The following is a 17,928-nucleotide window of genomic DNA, read 5'->3' on the forward strand; positions in this document are numbered from 1 at the left end:
ATTGCTCGCCAGAGATGCCTCGCTAAATCAGATCCTCATTTTTTTCTAGGTGGGGTTCGTGGCGCGGATACGGAACATCCGACTTACCGCAGCCTGATGAGCCAGATGAACCAGCTGGAAGAACAGAAAAAGGCCCTGCTGAAAAAGATCGAGGCGCTGCCCATGACGCAACAGGAGTTATTGCGCCTGACCCGAGACATGCAAGTCACCAGTCAGACCTACTCGCTGATGCTCAACAAGAGTCAGGAGCAGGACATTCTGCGCGCTGGCAGCATTGGCAACGTGCGGGTCATCGACCACGCCAACGCCAACACCGAAAAACCCGTCAAGCCCATGAAGAAGCTGATCGTGCTGATGGCGACACTGATCGGCGCGCTGGTCGCGGTGATGATCATCTTCGTTCGCCAGGCCTTTTATCGCGGCGTGGAAAGCGCCGAGGTCATCGAAGGCCTGGGTATGCCGGTCTACGCATCGCTGCCCTACTCGCGCCAGCAGGACCGTCTGGAGAAAAACAGCAAAAGCGCCCCCACCCGGCCGGGCACCAGGCTGCTCAGTGCCGCGGCGCCGGACGACCTGGCCATCGAATCGTTGCGCAGCCTGCGCACCAGCCTGCACTTCGCGATGCTTGAGGCGCGCAATAACATCCTGATGATTTCCAGCCCGACGCCGGGCGCTGGCAAATCATTCGTCTCCAGCAACCTGGCAGTGATCATTGCCCAGACCGGCAAACGGGTGCTGCTCATCGATGCCGACATGCGCAGAGGCTATCTGCATCGCATCTTCGGCCTGCAACCCAAGCACGGGCTGTCCGACACGCTGGCGGCCCGTCGGCGCTGTGCCGATGTCATCACGCCGACACGGATTCGGCACCTGGACCTCATCTCATGTGGTTTCGCGGCCCCTAACCCGTCGGAACTGCTGATGCACGATAACTTTCACAAGATGCTCGCCGAGCTGGCTCCGTCATATGACCTGATTCTGGTCGACACTCCGCCCATTCTTGCGGTAACCGACGCCTCGCTGGTCGGTCGGCAGGCAGGCACCTGCCTGATGGTAGCGCGCTTCGGCATGACCACCGTCAAGGAAATCGAAGCCTGCAAACGGCGTTTGGGCCAGAACGGCATTCTGATCAAGGGCGCGATCTTCAATGCAGTGGTGCGCAAGGCCGCAACCTCCGCTTACGACAGCGCCGCCTATGGCTACGACTATAAAAGCGCGCCACGTTAAGCCGATCGTTCTCGTTACCCGCAGTTCGTCACCCGCAGCGTCTCATTTAAAAGGACTTGATCATGACCGCAATCGCAGCCACAGACCTCTCCGACCAGCCCGCTCGCTGGTATCTCATTCAGACCAGGCCGCGGCAGGAAAAGCGTGCGGAGGAACACCTGCAACGTCAACGTTTCGAGTGCTACCGGCCGCTCAAGGCAGCAGTGAAACCTTCATCGCTCAGCGTGCAGAGCGAAGAAGCACTGTTCCCCGGCTACCTGTTCATCCGTATGGATCAAGTGCATGACAACTGGTATCCGATTCGCTCGACCCGCGGCGTCTCGCGCATCGTGACCTTCGGCGGGCATCCGGTGCCGGTTCGCGATCAGCTTATCGAGCAGATCCGCGACCGCCTCACGCTGCCACAACAGCACACGGCGTTCGCTCAAGGTGAACAGGTCATGATCACCGCGGGCAGTTTCTGCGACGTGGAAGCTATCTTCCTGACCGCAGACGGCACTGAGCGCGCGGTGATTCTGCTCAACCTGTTGCAACGCCAGCAAAAAGTGGTGTTGCCCATCAGCAGCCTGTCGCGAATCGAAGCCCGGGCGTAACGCGGCCCCGACCCTGAGTCCACGCGCGTTCGAATCCTCCTCCCCGGCAGCCCTCATACAAAGCGGAACCTGACCATGCCCCACCCGACAACTCTGGTGACGCTCACCTATGGTGATCGTTTCAACTACCTGCACACGCTGATCAGCCGTTCACTGCGCAGTCCGCAAGTCGAGCGCGTCATTGTTGTCAGCAATGCGTCGGTCGCGCCGTTGCAGGCACTGAGCGATCAGTGGCCTGATCAAGTGCAGATCATCTGGCTGCCCGTCAACACCGGTTCGGCCAATGGTTATGCGGTCGGCATTCAGGCTGCGCTTGAAGCCGGTGCCGAGTACATCTGGCTGATGGACGATGACAACGCACCGACCTGCCACGCGCTCGAACTGCTGCACAAATGCCTGCATCAACGGGAACAGACGCACGCCAGAGACCAGACCGCCGTGCTTGGCTTTCGCCCCACGCATCAGGCGGACATCGCCGCTGGCGTGCCGAAACGTTTCGCCGTCCAGCGTCGCTCCAGCTTTTTCGGCTTTCACATCGCCCAGTCGCCGTACAAGATCTGGCGACGTCTGCCCTGGGGCCGCCCGCAGGCCGGTTCGCGCCTGCCGGGCATGGTGCAACTGCCATTCGGCACCTACGGCGGGCTGCTGGCCCATCACAGCCTGTACCGCAAAATCGGCCTGCCGCTGGACGCCCTCAAGCTGTATGCCGATGACAACGAATACACCTGGCGGATCACCGCAGGAGGCGGACAGCTTTTCCTGGTGCCCGACGCGCTGCTCGATGATCTGGAAAATTCCTGGAACATTAAGGCGCGCACGCGCAATGTCTATGAAAGCTACTTGCTGGGGGGAACGGATCTGCGCGCTTATTACGCCGCGCGTAATCAGGCATGGTTCGACAAGCACGTCTGGGCCTCTTCCACGCTGATCTACCGCTTCAATCGCTGGGTGTTCTTCTGCCTGTTGCGCCTGGTTGCGCTGCGTTGCGACGCAGGCCAACGCCTGAGCCTTATCGAAGACGCGATCCACGACGGCGAAGCCAGCGTACTGGGTCTGCACAAGTCCTACCCGCTATGAAAATCCTGTTCCTCAGCAGCCTTTACGCGCCCGACATCGGCGGCGGCGCAGAAATCATTCTGCAGCGTACGGTCGAGGGCTTGCGGCAGCGCGGCTACAGCGTGGCGGTCCTGGCCACCACCGACCAGCCCGGGCTGCAGATGACGGAAGTCAATCAGGTCAAGGTCTACCGCGCAGGACTGCACAACGTTTACTGGCACTTCATGGCGCAACGACCGGGGCGCCTTGCGCGGTTCGCCTGGCACTGGCGCGATCGCTACAACGCACGCATGCGCGCCCCGGTCAGGCAGATGATGGATATGGAGCAGCCAGACATCGTAGTCTGCCACAACCTGACCGGCTGGTCGGTATCGGCCTGGGACGAAATCACCGCGGCGCAACGCCCCATCGTGCAGGTTCTGCACGATTTCTATCTGCTCTGCCCGAGCAGCACGCTGTTCAAGAAAGGCCACAGTTGCCAGCGCCAGTGCCTGCTATGCAAACAATTTCGCAAGGACCATGCGCAACGCTCGGAGCAAGTCGACACGGTAGTGGGTGTCAGCCGCTTCATGCTCGACACGCTGAAGTCGCAAGGCTATTTCGAGGGCGCACGAGGCTATGTGGTGCACAACGCCAGCCCGTTCGTGCCGCCGCTGCCGGAGCAGGCCAACGCCCGTGCCGCCCATGCGCCGCTGCGCTTCGGGTATCTGGGCAGCCTGTCGGATTCCAAGGGCGTGGGCTGGCTGATCGATCAATTCCAGCACCTGCCGTTCGACGCCACGCTGAAGATCGCAGGGCGCGGGCAACGGGAAGACGAAAAACGCTTCAAGGCCATGGCCACTTCGCCCGCGATCAGTTTTGTCGGCCATCAGAAACCCGAGGATTTCTACCGGCAGATCGACGTGGCCGTCGTGCCCTCTATGTGGAACGAACCGTTCGGCATGGTCGCCGTCGAGGCCTGCGCTCATTCACTTCCGGTCATCGCCAGCCGCATGGGAGGGCTGCCGGAAATCATTCAGGACCCACTCAACGGTCTGTTATGCAACCCGGATGACCCGGACTCACTGGGGCTGGCGATGCTCAAGCTGCATCAGCAACCGCAATTGCTCGCACGCCTCGGCGCTCAGGCGCGCAACAGCGTGGCTTCACTGCTCAACCTCGACCTGATGCTTGATCAATACGAAAGCATCTTCGCCCAGGCACACCACCATCACTTGCAGGATGCTTGAGATGATCTTCATCAATTCACGGTTTCTCACCCAGGACGTCAGTGGTGTGCAACGTTATGCAGAGCAGATGTGCAGAGCGCTGCGACGATTGCGTAACGATCTGGTATTCGTCGCGCCGCACAGCATCAGGCTGCATGACGCGGCAAAAGCGCTGGACGCGCAATGCATCGGTCGCAGCAGCGGACACCTGTGGGAACAGCTCGATCTGCCGCTTTACCTGAAAAATCGCGGCAGTCCGCTGCTGATCTCGATCAGCAACACCGGCCCCATGCTGTATGCCAATCAGATCGCCACCCATCACGACATCAACTACGTCCGATACCCGCAGAGCTACACGCGGCTGTTCAGGCTCGCCTATCGGATCATCACGCCCATACTGCTGTCGCGCGCCAGAACGCTGATTACCGGCAGCCGTTTCTCGCGCAGCGAAATTTGCGCTTTTTACAATTTCGCCCAAGACAAGGTGCTGGTAACGCCGGCGGCGGTCAGCGAAGACTTCACACCTCGCACAGCGCCATCCGCGGAGCCGCGGTACTTACTGGCGGTTTCCTCTCCGGCAGCGCACAAGAATTTCAAGCGCTTGATTCAGGCCTTTCTCAGCCTGCGTGACCATACCGATCTGCAACTGCACATCGTCGGCGCGGCGACCAGCCTGTTTGCCGATCCAGACCTGCAACGCCTGGCCTGTCGCGATCCACGCATCCGTTTTCTCGGTCGCCTGAGCGATAGCGAGCTGATCGAGCAGTATCAGGGCGCCACTGCTTTCATTTTCCCGTCGCTGTACGAAGGCTTCGGGATTCCACCGCTGGAGGCTCAGGCCTGCGGCTGCCCGGTACTGGCTGCCAATGTCGCCTCGATACCGGAAGTCCTGCAAACCAGCGCGCTGTATTTCGATCCGCTGGACGTTGGCCACATGGCAGCCGCCATGCAGCGCGTGCTCATCGATGCGCCACTGCGTCAGGCCTTGCGACTGCGCGGGCTGGACAATGTACAGCGCTTCTCCTGGGACCTTTCCGCGCAACAGCTCTCACAGCGGATCGATTTGCTCCTGCAACCTGCCGCCATCCTGCAAAGCCAACGGGAGCTACCATGAGAATCGCTATCGTCCACGACTGGCTGGTGTCGTACTCCGGTGCAGAGCGAGTGCTGGCTTCGCTGATCAAGATATGGCCGGAAGCAGACCTGTTCTCGGTCATCGATTTCTTCAATGATCAGGATCGTGCGCAGCTGCACGGCAAAGTGGCCAGAACGACGTTCATCCAGAAGCTGCCCGGTGCCAAAAAACACTACCCGCGTTATCTGCCATTAATGCCGCTGGCCATCGAGCAACTGGACCTGTCCGGCTACGACCTGATCATCAGCAGCAGCCATGCCGTCGCCAAGGGCGTGCTCAGTGGCCCGGATCAACTGCACATCAGCTACATCCACTCGCCGATCCGCTATGCCTGGGACCTGCAACATCAATACCTGCAGGAATCGGGGCTGAACCGCGGGTTCAAAGGCGTTCTGGCGCGTCTGGTCCTGCATTACATGCGCCTGTGGGACCAGCGCACTTCGACCGGCGTAGACGCATTCATTGCCAACTCGGGCTTCATCGGCGCGCGTATCGGCAAGGCGTATCAGCGTGATTCCACGGTTATCTACCCACCGGTGGACACGCTGGGCTTTACCATGAGCGGTGCTCGCCAGGACTTCTACCTCAGCGCCTCGCGCATGGTGCCCTACAAGCGTATGCCGATGATTGCCGAAGCCTTCGCCGCCATGCCCGACAGACGCTTGGTCATGATCGGGGACGGTCCGGACCTGGCCAAGGCGCAAGCGATTGCCAGTCAGGTGCCCAACATCACGGTGCTGGGTTTCCAGCCGGCCTCGGTATTGCTGAAGCACATGCGCAGCGCCAAGGCGTTCGTATTCGCTGCAGAGGAAGATTTCGGCATCACCCCGGTTGAAGCTCAGGCCTGCGGTACACCAGTCATCGCGTTCGGCAAGGGCGGCGTCCTGGAAACCGTGCGTGGCCTGGATCACCCGCAGCCCACCGGCGTGTTCTACCGGCAGCAAAACAGCGCCGCGCTGATTACCGCCGTCGATGAATTCGAGGCCGCGCAATCGCGTATCACGCCGCAGGCCTGCCGGAACAATGCCGAACGCTTTTCACTGGCGCGCTTCGAAAGAGAAATCAAAGCGTTCGTCGACCACCAGTTGGCAGCCGCCCGATCGACCCACCTTGCGCGGCTGCCTGAGCCGCCACTGGCCGCTCAGCACTCGCCAGGCGCGGGCAGCGATTTGCCGATCCGCGCTGTCCCCCTGAAATCTGTCTGAGCGAGCACCCCATGCGCAATCCGGTTCGCGGCATTCTGCACGCCCATCAGTCGGCACTCTCGGTCGCCCATCGCCTGCTCGACCTGACGGTGATCGTGCTGATCGGTCACTGGCAAAACCGCCTGGCAGCTTTTGACAGCACCGAAGCCTGGCTGCACATCATCCTCGCCGTGCTGGTGTTCCACTGGGTCAGTGAATACCACCAGCTTTATGGCTCGTGGCGCGGCGAACGCATCCTTCGCGAACTGAACAAAGTGTTCAATTACTGGGCCATGACCTTCGCCAGCCTGCTGTCAATCAACAGCCTGCTGCTGGGTCACCTGCAACTGCCCGATAACGCCCAGATGAGCTGGTTTGCGCTGGTGCTGGCGGTGCTGTGCGGCTACCGACTGCTGATCCGGCTGGTGCTGCATAGCCTGCGGCGCAACGGCTTCAATACGCGGCGGGTGGTCATCGTCGGCACCGGTAAGGTGGGCGAGCGGCTGGCGCGCTCGATCTCGGTAGCGCCGTGGATGGGGCTCAACCTGCTCGGCTTCTATGACTCGCACCCGCAGCAGATGGACCTGGATGACCAGGGACGTCGGCTGTCGGTACTGGGTGATCTGGATCAGTTGATCGACGATGCCCGCGAAGGCCGGATCGACAAGGTTTACATCACGCTGGCGTTCGGTGCCGAACCGCATTTAAGCGCGTTGGTAACCGGCCTGAGTGACACCACCGCGTCGGTGTATCTGATTCCGGACGTGTTCATGTTCGATTTGCTGCACGCGCGCAGCGAAAGCATCAATGGTCTGGCCAGCATCAGCATTTTCGATTCGCCCATGGACGGTGCCTGGAGCCTGGTGAAACGCGCCGAGGATATTGTCCTGTCCAGCCTGATCCTGCTGCTGATCGCCCTGCCGTTACTGCTGATCGCCATCGCCATCAAAATCTCCTCCCCCGGCCCGGTGCTGTTTCGCCAGCGCCGTTACGGGCTGGACGGCCGTTCGATCATGGTCTGGAAATTTCGCAGCATGCGCGTGCAGGAAAACGGTGATGTGGTGCATCAGGCCACCCGTAACGACGCGCGAGTCACGTCGCTGGGCAGGTTTCTGCGCCGCACGTCGCTGGATGAACTGCCACAGTTCTTCAACGTGCTGTACGGCGACATGTCGATTGTCGGTCCGCGACCGCATGCCGTGGCACACAACGAGCAGTACCGCAAACAGGTCAGCGGCTACATGTTGCGCCACAAGGTCAAGCCCGGCATCACCGGCTGGGCACAGATCAATGGTTGGCGCGGCGAGACCGACACGCTGGACAAGATGCGTATGCGCATTGAATTCGATCTGGAATACATCGAGCGCTGGTCGATCTGGCTGGACCTGAAAATCATTCTGCTGACCCTGTTCAAAGGCTTCCTCAACAAAAATGCATTCTGATTTTTCGCTGAGAGAACCAGCAGAGGTGCCGCGCTGGGGAACAGAACACCGCTGAAAAAGGACACACGCAACCCGTCAGGTGCCAGACACCGCCAGGAAGGAACGCCCCTATGAGTCAGACGTTACTCGCCGTAATACTTTTCAGCCTGATCTTGCAGGGCTGTGCATTTGCACCAGGCCAGCACATGACGCCCGACGATGTCACCCTCAGCGACCCGGATGAGCCACAGGCAAAACTGATTGCCATCACCCCCGGCACTCTGCGCCAGCAACAATTACGCGCTGCCGCCGAAGCCAATGCCTTGCCGCAAAAGCTGCTTGATTACAAAACCCCGGAATACGTGATCGGCCCCGGCGATACCTTGCTGGTTACGGTGTTCGAACACCCGGAGCTGACTGCGCCAGGTTCTCAGGACCAGCTCGACGCCAATACCCGGGAAGTGCTGATTGACGGCACTCTGTTTTTTCCCTACGTCGGGCGCATCCGCGCGGGTGGCAAGACGGTCAGCCAGATCCGCGAACAATTGCGCATGGGCCTCGCGCCGCAATACACCGAGGTCAAAGTCGACGTCAAAGTGCTGCGCTACAACAGCCAGCGTGTGTTGCTGTCCGGTTCATTCAAAGTGCCCGGCCCGCAATCGATCACCAATATCCCGCTGAGCCTGGTGCAGGCGGTGAGCATCGCCGGTGTCGACCTGAACGATGCCAACCTGGCCGGGCTGACCCTGCGCCGCGACGGCGAGGATTTTCTGATCGACATCGATTCGCTCAACCGCAAGGGCTCGCAACTCAGCCGGATTTTTCTCAAGGACGGTGACTATCTGCACCTGAACAGCAACTCGAAAAACCGCATTTACGTGCTGGGTGAAGTGCGCAACCCGCAAGTCATCTCGTTCGGCACCACCCGTTTGACGCTGCTTGAAGCACTGGGCAATGCCGGAGGGCTGAGCCCGGACAGCGCCGACGGCGACGCGGTTTATGTGATACGCGGCGCGGAAAACTTCGCCGAGGCGCCTTCCACCGTGTATCAGTTAAAAGGTAAAAAACCCACGGCTTATCTGCTCGCAGGGCAATTCGAACTCAAAGCGCAAGACGTGGTGTTTGTAGGCCCGGCTGACATTACTCGCTGGAGCCGCTTCATCAGTCAATTGTTGGGATCGGCCAGCGTGGTGCAGACGGGTGCTGCGTTCCGCAACTGATGTATGGCGATGTAAACCATGCCTGACCCCTGCAAACGTTGCGGGGATTTTTTTGCCTGTCGAACGGCAGCCTACTGTTGCTCTGGCAACAGCGTTTCAACAGTTATCGGCTGGCGCATCAGTTACGTGTACTCGCAGATGTCGTGCGCAGCCGGCTTGCCCCCGTAACGCAGGGGCATCGGGACGATTGCCTGGGGCTGGCACACAAGCTGCTTTACAGGGTGACGCTTATCGCAAGGAATTCCCGCATGCTCGTTGTTTCGCTTTCCGGCAGTCCGTCCCTCAAATCCCGCTCGGGCGTAGTCCTGGCCCACGCCAGCAGCTGGTTGCAAAGCCATGGCGTTGCAGTCACGACGCTGCGCATTCGCGACTTCAATGCCGAGGACTTGCTATTCGCCCGTTTCGACAGCCCGCAGGTGGTGGAATTTGTCGAAGCGGTCAGGCAGGCCGATGGTCTGCTGATTGGCACGCCGGTATACAAGGCGTCATTTTCCGGCGCACTGAAAACCCTGCTCGACCTGCTGCCGGAACGTGCCCTGCATGGCAAAGTGGTCCTGCCGCTGGCGACCGGTGGCAGCATTGCGCACATGCTGGCGGTGGATTACGCGCTCAAGCCGGTGCTTTCAACGCTCAAATCCCAGGAAGTGCTGCACGGCATTTTCGCCATTGACACGCAAGTCAGCTACGGCGACAACGAAGAAGGCGGCACGCTGGATGAAATCCTCACCGAGCGCCTGCATGAAGGGCTGGAACACTTCTACCACGGCCTGCAACGCCGATTGCGGGCGCGTCACAAACAGGCGGGCGGGCATTTGCAACTGGCGTTGTAACGCCCGGTTGCACTCGGGCTCAATGCTCAACAAACAACGGATACAGCGACGCCACCAGCAAGGCGGCCATCACGCCGTTGAAGACCCGCAAGCCCAGCGGATCGCGCAGCACATTGCGCAGCAGGCTACCAAAACCGGCCCAGATGCCTACGCACGGCAGGCCGACCAACGTGAACACTGCCGAGATCACTACTACATTGTAAAAATAACCCTGCATCGGGGTATACGCGCTGATGGCACCGATAGCCATGATCCACGCCTTCAGATTGACCCACTGGAACAGCGCGGCGTTCATGAAGCTGAAAGGCTTGCCTTTGCTTTCGACGTTTTCGGCAGCAGGGCCTGAGGTGGCGATCTTCCAGGCCAGGTACAGCAGATAGGCAGCGCCCACGTAACGCAGAAGGGTGTAAAGCACCGGCCAGGCTTTGAACACGCTGCCCAAGCCGAAGCCGACGGCCAACACCAGAACGAAGAAACCGACGCTGATACCCAGCATATGCGGAAGGGTACGGCTGAACCCGAAATTGACGCCCGATGCGAGCAGCATCATGTTGTTCGGGCCAGGCGTGACCGAGGTCACGAACGCGAACAGCGCGAACGCCAGCAGTAAATCAAATGAGAGCACCATCGAAACTGTCCAATCAGTGAGTCAGGCACTCACCCTATCGAACGCTCGACAGGAAACACACGGACAGTTGAGCGAAACTTTAAGCCATACAGTTCGACAAGAAACGTGATTTGCGCAGACTGTCAGCCTTGGGGTTGCAGTGTGACCGAGCCCAGATCAACGCTCACTTCACCGCGCTTGTCGAAATCGCGCGCCTGCTGAATCTGCGGGTCTGCCATCAACTGCGCCTTGCGTGCCTGGTATTCGTCAAACGACAGACCGCGACGGTTCAGGTCCTCAAGCGCCAGTTGATGGCTTTCCTGAATGCTGAACGGACGCTGCTCGACCGCATGATGCGTGGAACAACCGGAAAGCAACGCTACGCTGAATGTCAGGACTAGCGCAAAAGCGAACAACTGGTTCATCTGAGGTCTCCGGGCGGGCTTCATTTCTGGAATGAAGCAAGGTTACGCCCGCGCCTGCTGCAGCAAAAATCAACCGCCGTGATAGTGGCTATCGACTCGCCCGAGCATTTTCGATCAATACCTCACGCAACGCCTGCGCAGCGGCTGAAAGCTGATGATCGGCCAGCATCACCAGGCCGATGCGACGCTCGATGCGCGGCTCGATCAAGGGGATGCAACGTGCGCCGAGTTCCTGCATCTGCCCGATGCACAGCGACGGCACCGCGCTGACCCCCAGTCCGTTGGCAACCATGCGGCCGATGGTGGAAAGCTGATGACCCTCGAACGCCACGGAGAGCTTGCCATGCGTGGGCTCGATGGCCTGTTCCAGCAACAGGCGCACGGCAGACGGTCGTTGCAGCGCGATGAAATCTTCGCCCAGCAACGCGTCCCAGGACACTTCGCTGCGCTCGGCCAGTGGCGAGTCGTGGGCAACCACGGCAACGAAGCGATCCAGGTAGAACGGTGTGAACAGCAGCGCACTGCTGGACTCCGGCTCGAAACCGATACCCAGTTCGACACGCCGGTGGCGCACCATTTCCAGCACCTGTTCATTGACCACGTCATGCACCGCGACATTGACCCGTGGATAGCGGCCACGAAACACCTTCAATGCTCCGGGCAGCAGGTTGCCCGCGAACGACGGCATCGCGGCGATGGAAACCCGACCCGTTTGCAGGGTGAAGCGCTGACGCAGCAATTCTTCGGTGTTGTCCCAGTCCGCCAACAGCTGGCGTGCCAGCGGCAGCAGGGCTTCGCCCTCCGGTGTCAGGCCGACGTTGCGCGTGGTGCGCGTCAACAATTGCCCGCCCAGGTCCTCCTCCAGCGCCTTGATCGTCAGGCTCAGCGCCGGTTGCGACACATTCAGCCGCTCACCGGCCTGAGCAAAACTCAGGTACTGCGCGACTGCCAGAAAAGCCCGAAGCTGTTTGACATTCATATATTTGTTTTTCTTATCAATCGATCAGAAAAACAAAATTAACAAATCACTGCTGCCGAGAGAAGATGCCAGCCATACGATCCTCCGGCAACACGACTGCCGGTCAACAACTATAAAAGGCGGATCATCATGGCTGGACTCGACAAACGAGTAGCGACCTACGAAGAGGCCCTGGCCGGGCTGACCGACAATATGACTGTGCTGTGCGGTGGCTTTGGCCTGTGCGGCATCCCGGAGAATCTGATTGCGCAGATCAAGCGCATGGGTATCAAGGGCCTGACCGTGGTGTCCAACAACTGCGGCGTCGATGGTTTTGGCCTGGGCATCCTGCTCGAAGACCGGCAGATCCGCAAAATGATTTCTTCCTATGTCGGCGAGAACGCGCTGTTCGAGCGGCAGCTGCTCAGCGGCGAACTGGAGGTCGAACTCACCCCGCAAGGCACGCTCGCCGAAAAGCTACGCGCAGGCGGTGCGGGCATTCCGGCTTTTTATACCGCGACCGGTTACGGCACCCCTGTGGCAGAAGGCAAGGAGACCCGTCAGTTCAATGGCCGCAATGTGATTCTGGAAGAAGCCATCACTGGCGACTTCGCGCTGATCAAGGGCTGGAAAGCCGACCACTTCGGCAATGTGATCTATCGTCACACGGCGCAGAATTTCAATCCGGTGGTCGCGACCGCAGGCCGAATCACCGTGGTCGAAGTCGAAGAAATCGTCGAGCCGGGCATGCTGCTGCCGACCCAGATTCACACGCCGGGCATCTACGTGGACCGCGTGATTCAGGGCACCTTCGAGAAGCGCATCGAACAGCGCACCGTCAGAGCATCATGATTGCGACGCCTCTTCTGGCCCATAACAACAAAGAGATTTCAGAGCATGGCACTTTCCCGCGAACAAATGGCACAACGCGTCGCCCGTGAACTCAAGGACGGCTACTACGTGAACCTGGGCATCGGCATTCCGACGCTGGTCGCCAACTATGTGCCGGACGACATCGACGTCATGCTGCAATCGGAAAACGGCCTGTTGGGCATGGGTGCGTTTCCGACCGAAGAGACCATTGATGCGGACATGATCAATGCGGGCAAGCAGACGGTGACGGCACGGATCGGTGCGTCGATTTTCTCGTCGGCCGAGTCCTTCGCCATGATTCGCGGCGGCCATGTTGACCTCACGGTACTGGGCGCTTTCGAGGTCGACGTCGAAGGCAACATCGCCTCGTGGATGATCCCCGGCAAGCTGGTCAAGGGCATGGGCGGCGCTATGGACCTGGTGGCCGGTGCCGACAACATCATCGTGACCATGACCCACGCGTCAAAGGACGGCGAATCCAAATTGCTGCCGCGCTGCACCCTGCCCCTGACCGGGGCGGGCTGCATCCGCAAGGTCCTGACTGACCTGGCGTACCTGGAAATCGAAAACGGCAGCTTTATCCTCCGCGAACGCGCCCCGGGTGTCAGCGTGGAAGAAATCGTCGCCAAGACCGCCGGTAAACTGGTTGTACCGGATGACGTGATCGAGATGAGTTTTTGACCCATATGCCTATCGTTTCCGCGCTCCGGCGTCATCAGTCGGGAACGATGAGCGCTCAAACGTGGTAGTGCTGTTCTGGATGCTCTGCGTCCGATCTGAAGTGCGGTTGCGTGTTAACACCGTTTTACGATCCCCCCAATAATAATTACAAAAAGAGGTGCCCCTCGTGGCTGCCAACATTGAAGAAAGCCGCTCCGCCCGATTTGCCCTGCGCTGCGCCGCCTGGGCGGAGCGCTGGTTTCCTGATTCCTGGGTATTCGCCGCACTGGCGGTGGTCATTGTCACGCTCGCAACCCTGGCCACCGGCGCGCGTCCGGCCGAAGCCGCCAAGGCGTTCGGCGATGGTTTCTGGAGCCTGATCCCGTTCACCATGCAGATGGCCTTCGTGGTCATCGGCGGTTATGTGGTCGCCAGTTCGCCGCCCGCCGTGCGGCTGATCGACCGGTTAGCCCGGGTGCCGCGCAATGGCCGTTCGGCCGTGGCCTGGGTGGCGCTGATTGCCATGCTGGCCTCGCTGCTCAACTGGGGGCTGTCGCTGGTATTCGGGGGTTTGCTGGTTCGCGCCCTCGCCCGCCGCACCGACCTGCGCATGGATTATCGCGCGGCCGGTGCCGCGGCCTACCTCGGGTTGGGTGCGGTGTGGGCGCTGGGTCTGTCGTCTTCGGCCGCCCAGTTACAAGCCAACCCGGCCAGCCTGCCGCCGTCGATCCTCGCAATTACCGGCGTGATCCCGTTCACTGAAACCATCTTTCTCTGGCAATCCGGCGTCATGCTCGCAGCGCTGGTGGTCATCTCGCTGATCGTCGCTTACGCCACCGCGCCGGGCCCCAACAGTGCCCGCGATGCCAGCGCCTGTGGCGTTGACCCTGCGTTCAATCTGCCACCACTGCCTGCGCGCACCCGCCCCGGCGAATGGCTGGAATACAGCCCGCTGCTGATTATCCTGATGGTGCTGCTGGGCATCGGCTGGCTGTTCAACGAGTTTTCCAGCAAACCGGCGATCACGGCGATTTCCGGGCTCAACACGTACAATTTTCTGTTCATCATGCTAGGCGCGTTGTTGCACTGGCGGCCGCGCAGCTTTCTCGATGCCGTGACGCGAGCGGTGCCGACCACCACCGGCGTACTGATCCAATTCCCGCTGTACGGCTCGATTGCCGCATTGTTGACCACCGTCAAAGGCGGCGATGCCCAGACCCTGGCGCATTACATTTCGACGTTCTTCACCGGCATCGCCTCCCACGACACCTACGCGATCCTGATGGGTGTCTATTCGGCCATATTGGGATTCTTCATACCGTCGGGCGGCGGCAAGTGGATTATCGAAGCGCCTTACGTGATGCAAGTGGCCAATGATCTGCAGTATCACCTGGGTTGGGCGGTGCAGATCTACAACGCCGCCGAGGCATTGCCGAACCTGATCAACCCGTTCTATATGTTGCCGCTGCTGGGCGTACTGGGCCTCAAGGCGCGGGACCTGATCGGCTTTTCGTTCGTCCAGTTGCTGGTCCATACGCCGCTGGTGCTGTTTCTGCTGTGGGCGTTAGGCACGACGTTGACCTACACGCCACCGGTCATGCCCTGACCTCAATGCGGACCGAACGCGTAATCACGCTCGACCTTGCAGATCCGCGTGGTAAACGCCTGATACCAGTGCGCGCGGCCCTGCTCGCGAACTGCGGCGTGTTCGGCCTGCTGTTTCCAGGCCAGAATCGCGGCTTCGTCGGTCCAGTACGAAACCGTCACCCCCAGCCCCGCGGCGTCGCGCGCCGACTCAACGCCCAGAAAACCGGGTTGTCTGCTGGCCAGTTCGATCATTCGTTGTGCAGTCTCGGCGTACGCCTGACTCTCGCCAGACGTGCGCAGCGAGGTGAACACGACCGCAAAGTAAGGCGTGGGAAAGCGTGCGGCGATCACGATTTGTCACCCTGGGCGGACGTGATGAAATCCCCCACCAGCCCGACACGCAATTTCTTGCCTGTTACATCTGCTACTACGCCCATACCCTGCTCCATGCCCGGTTCTTGTGAAATCCGGACCGACTATAAACGGGCCACTACGCAATCAGAATGGGCGAGCGGGCAAGTCATCTATGCAGCGCCGCACAGTGTCATTCGGTGACCGGCGTCAGCACCGGCTGCCCGGCAAAGAATGCCAGCAGGTTGTCGTTGACCATTTGCACACTGTCTCTCGATGCCTCGGGCGACAGGCCAGCCACGTGTGGCGTGAGCACGACATTGGTCAGGATCTTGAGGACGTCCGGCACATTGGGTTCGTCATCGAATACATCCAGCGCAGCCCCGGCAATCTGCTGGTTCTGAAGCGCTCTGACCAGCGCAGGGGTATCCACGACGCTGGCGCGGGCAATGTTGACCAAGAAGCCTTCCGGGCCCAGTGCTTCCAGCACCTGCGCATCGACCAGATGTTGCGTGCTGTTGCCTCCGGGCGTAGCAATGACCAATACGTCCGATGCGGCCGCCAGCGCTTGCGCCGAGGCGTGCCAGGTGTAGGCGCAATCGTTGCGCGGCGTGCGGTTGTGGTAACCGATAACGATGTCGAACGCGGCCGCCCGTTTGGCGATGGCCAGCCCCACGGCCCCCAGACCGATGATGCCCAGGCGTTTGCCTGCCAGTGACGGACGCACGGCCTTGCGCCATTCGTTGCGGCGGACCGAGGCATCGGCCTGCGGGATATCGCGTACCAGCGACAGCAACAGCGCCAACGCATGATCGGCCACTGTCGCGGCGTTGACCCCGGCGCCGTTGGTCACCGTGATACCCCGCGCCCTGGCGGCGGGCAGATCAACTTTCTCGTAACCCGCGCCGCTCACGCAGATGATGCGCAAATGCGGCAGCGCATCCATTTCCTCTGCAAAAAAACCCAGCGGCCCGCGCGTCACGACTGCGCTGATGGCTTGACCGTGGGTGGCAATCGCCTCGGCACGCTGCTCGGCCGTTGGCGCACGAATCAGCTGGAAGCCACTGCTTTCCAGAATCGGCAAATATGTGTCCAGGTTTTCAACCAGCACCAACACCGTTGTCATGTGCGCTCCCATTCGATCTGTAAAACACCGACAGTAACGCGACTGGACGTGCTTGTGCAGCGGCCCGCAGCGTTGGCAGAGAAAAAACATCGCCAAGGGCCAGGTTCTGTTCATGAAGTGGACGCATTTGCCGGACAGACTGGGTCACAACCGCCCTTGTGCGCTATCGTTGCCCACAGCGACGCGACCGGTAACACGCCCCTCCGGCGCAGTCGAACACCTTCTCCAGACAAGGAACCCACCGCCAATGCACGGATTTTCCACCACGCTGTTGAAACGCATTCTGTTGGCCGCAGCGGTCATGTCGAGCCTGATGCTGTCATCAGCCCTGGCATCGGCGGCAGAATCGCCGGGCAAGCTGTTGAGCGAGAAGTACGGCCTGCCGTGGCCCGCTGCGATCGCCCATCGCGGCGCCTCGTTCGACGCGCCGGAAGAGACCATCCCGGCCTACACCCTGGCGCGGGATCTGGGCGCGGACTATCTGGAAATGGACATCCAGCGCACCCAGGACGGCGTGCTGATTGCGCTGCACGACGACGTGCTGGAACGCACGACCAACATTGCTCAAGTATTCCCGACGCGGGTCAAGGACCCGGTCAGTTCCTTTACCCTGGCAGAGCTCAAGCAACTGGACGCCGGTTCATGGTTCAACAAGGCCTACCCGGACCGGGCGCGCGACAGTTACGCCGGGTTGCAAATTCTGACCCTGGACGAAGTCATCGATATCGCCGAAGGCGGCGCCAACAAGCCGGGGCTGTATATCGAGACCAAGGTGCCGAACAAGTTTCCCGGCGTCGAAGCCGACCTGAAGAAGGCACTGGCCAAGCGCGGCTGGCTGACTGAGCGCCCGGCCGCCGCTGCGGGCCATGTCAACGTCGCGCATATGCCGGGGCGTGTGGTGTTGCAGACTTTCGAGAAGCAGAGCCTGGAACTGTTGCAGAAAGAAATGCCGAACGTGCCCAAAGTCATGCTGCTGTGGATTGGCGCAGGCTCGATCGAGCCCAAATCCAGCGTCGCTTTCAAGGATTCCGGCTTCAAGGACAAGGCCAGCTATTACGGGGCGCAGGAAGTCAAATCGCCGGAAGAATTCGCGCAGTGGATTGACTGGGCCAAGGCCCATGGAGCCATCGGCACCGGCCCATCATCAAAACTGACGCAAGGCGGCGATCAAAGCTATATGGACTTGGTCAAGCCGTGGATGAACACCCTCACCCATGAAAAAGGCCTGGTGATTCACCCTTACACCGTGGACGACGAAGCGGATTTCAAGCGGATCAGCAATGACGGCGTTGATGGTTTCTTCACCAACCGTACCGCCGAACTGTTGAAGTTCTATGGTCGGCCGGCCAAGGAAAGCATCGACTCGATCCTGAAGCGTAACGGCTACTGATCGAGTGACAGGCCGCATCCGGCGATGCGGCCTGTGACCGAGTCATCAGAAATCGATCGCGCCGACTCTTTCAGAGT

Annotated in this window: 17 protein-coding genes and 1 pseudogene; 13 read left to right on the forward strand and 5 right to left on the reverse strand. The window is 60.4% G+C overall.

All coding sequences use genetic code 11. The features are described from left to right. Positions 1-72: 72 nt before the first annotated feature. The 9 genes and pseudogenes from ABJ99_RS15590 to ssuE all read left to right on the forward strand — a co-directional run. Positions 73-1,227, forward strand: a pseudogene (locus tag ABJ99_RS15590) (polysaccharide biosynthesis tyrosine autokinase); the annotation flags it as partial. 62 nt (positions 1,228-1,289) lie between these two features. Next, a complete protein-coding gene (rfaH, locus tag ABJ99_RS15595) occupies positions 1,290-1,820 on the forward strand; it encodes a transcription/translation regulatory transformer protein RfaH (RefSeq protein ID WP_054086565.1) in 531 nt (176 codons plus the stop codon). A gap of 75 nt (positions 1,821-1,895) precedes the next feature. Then, entirely contained in the window at positions 1,896-2,897 is a 1,002-nt protein-coding gene (locus ABJ99_RS15600) for a glycosyltransferase (RefSeq protein ID WP_054086566.1), read from the forward strand. Continuing rightward, complete coding sequence (locus ABJ99_RS15605; RefSeq protein ID WP_054086567.1) at positions 2,894-4,105, forward strand: glycosyltransferase family 4 protein; 1,212 nt, start codon at positions 2,894-2,896, stop codon at positions 4,103-4,105. Before ABJ99_RS15600 ends, ABJ99_RS15605 begins: the two co-directional genes overlap by 4 nt. 1 nt (position 4,106) lies before the next feature. After that, positions 4,107-5,198: a glycosyltransferase family 4 protein gene (locus ABJ99_RS15610; protein ID WP_054086568.1), complete on the forward strand. Its 1,092-nt coding sequence runs from the start codon at positions 4,107-4,109 to the stop codon at positions 5,196-5,198. Beyond that, entirely contained in the window at positions 5,195-6,424 is a 1,230-nt protein-coding gene (locus tag ABJ99_RS15615) for a glycosyltransferase family 4 protein (RefSeq protein ID WP_054086569.1), read from the forward strand. The genes ABJ99_RS15610 and ABJ99_RS15615 overlap by 4 nt, the downstream gene beginning before the upstream one ends. Positions 6,425-6,435: 11 nt before the next feature. Next, positions 6,436-7,845 (forward strand): undecaprenyl-phosphate glucose phosphotransferase, encoded by a 1,410-nt coding sequence (locus ABJ99_RS15620; protein WP_054086570.1) that lies wholly within the window; start codon positions 6,436-6,438, stop codon positions 7,843-7,845. A 110-nt stretch (positions 7,846-7,955) separates the two neighbouring features. Then, positions 7,956-9,044 carry a polysaccharide biosynthesis/export family protein gene (locus ABJ99_RS15625; protein ID WP_007251329.1) on the forward strand — a complete coding sequence of 363 codons (1,089 nt, stop codon included), beginning with the start codon at positions 7,956-7,958 and terminating at the stop codon, positions 9,042-9,044. A gap of 248 nt (positions 9,045-9,292) precedes the next feature. Further along, the gene (ssuE, locus tag ABJ99_RS15630) at positions 9,293-9,874 is read left to right on the forward strand and encodes an NADPH-dependent FMN reductase (protein WP_054086571.1); all 582 of its coding nucleotides are present in this window, start codon (positions 9,293-9,295) and stop codon (positions 9,872-9,874) included. A 19-nt stretch (positions 9,875-9,893) separates the two neighbouring features. On the opposite strand, the gene ABJ99_RS15635 is transcribed toward ssuE, so the two are convergent. The 3 genes from ABJ99_RS15635 to ABJ99_RS15645 all read right to left on the reverse strand — a co-directional run bounded on the left by ABJ99_RS15635 (position 9,894) and on the right by ABJ99_RS15645 (position 11,885). Continuing rightward, positions 9,894-10,502, reverse strand: a complete 609-nt coding sequence (locus ABJ99_RS15635) for a LysE family translocator (protein ID WP_054086572.1) — start codon at positions 10,500-10,502, stop codon at positions 9,894-9,896. A 122-nt stretch (positions 10,503-10,624) separates the two neighbouring features. Further along, a complete protein-coding gene (locus ABJ99_RS15640) occupies positions 10,625-10,906 on the reverse strand; it encodes a hypothetical protein (protein WP_054086573.1) in 282 nt (93 codons plus the stop codon). 88 nt (positions 10,907-10,994) lie between these two features. After that, the gene (locus ABJ99_RS15645) at positions 10,995-11,885 is read right to left on the reverse strand and encodes a LysR family transcriptional regulator (protein ID WP_054086574.1); all 891 of its coding nucleotides are present in this window, start codon (positions 11,883-11,885) and stop codon (positions 10,995-10,997) included. Between the two features lie 129 nt (positions 11,886-12,014). On the opposite strand from ABJ99_RS15645, the gene ABJ99_RS15650 reads away from it, so the two are divergent. The 3 genes from ABJ99_RS15650 to ABJ99_RS15660 all read left to right on the forward strand — a co-directional run bounded on the left by ABJ99_RS15650 (position 12,015) and on the right by ABJ99_RS15660 (position 15,003). Then, complete coding sequence (locus ABJ99_RS15650) at positions 12,015-12,716, forward strand: CoA transferase subunit A (RefSeq protein WP_054086575.1); 702 nt, start codon at positions 12,015-12,017, stop codon at positions 12,714-12,716. A 45-nt stretch (positions 12,717-12,761) separates the two neighbouring features. Beyond that, the gene (locus ABJ99_RS15655; RefSeq protein ID WP_007251323.1) at positions 12,762-13,418 is read left to right on the forward strand and encodes a CoA transferase subunit B; all 657 of its coding nucleotides are present in this window, start codon (positions 12,762-12,764) and stop codon (positions 13,416-13,418) included. Between the two features lie 166 nt (positions 13,419-13,584). Continuing rightward, positions 13,585-15,003 (forward strand): short-chain fatty acid transporter, encoded by a 1,419-nt coding sequence (locus ABJ99_RS15660; RefSeq protein WP_054086576.1) that lies wholly within the window; start codon positions 13,585-13,587, stop codon positions 15,001-15,003. A gap of 2 nt (positions 15,004-15,005) precedes the next feature. Here ABJ99_RS15660 and ABJ99_RS15665 read toward each other — a convergent pair whose 3' ends face one another. Both ABJ99_RS15665 and ABJ99_RS15670 read right to left on the reverse strand, forming a co-directional pair. After that, positions 15,006-15,335 (reverse strand): antibiotic biosynthesis monooxygenase family protein, encoded by a 330-nt coding sequence (locus ABJ99_RS15665; protein WP_054086577.1) that lies wholly within the window; start codon positions 15,333-15,335, stop codon positions 15,006-15,008. 193 nt (positions 15,336-15,528) lie between these two features. Next, entirely contained in the window at positions 15,529-16,461 is a 933-nt protein-coding gene (locus tag ABJ99_RS15670; RefSeq protein WP_054086578.1) for a 2-hydroxyacid dehydrogenase, read from the reverse strand. A 247-nt stretch (positions 16,462-16,708) separates the two neighbouring features. Between ABJ99_RS15670 and ABJ99_RS15675 the strand changes: the two genes are divergently transcribed. Beyond that, the gene (locus ABJ99_RS15675) at positions 16,709-17,851 is read left to right on the forward strand and encodes a glycerophosphodiester phosphodiesterase (protein WP_054086579.1); all 1,143 of its coding nucleotides are present in this window, start codon (positions 16,709-16,711) and stop codon (positions 17,849-17,851) included. Positions 17,852-17,928: the final 77 nt, after the last annotated feature.

The sequence above is a fragment of the Pseudomonas syringae pv. cilantro genome (assembly GCF_001293775.1).
Taxonomy (GTDB): Bacteria; Pseudomonadota; Gammaproteobacteria; order Pseudomonadales; family Pseudomonadaceae; genus Aquipseudomonas; species Aquipseudomonas syringae_P.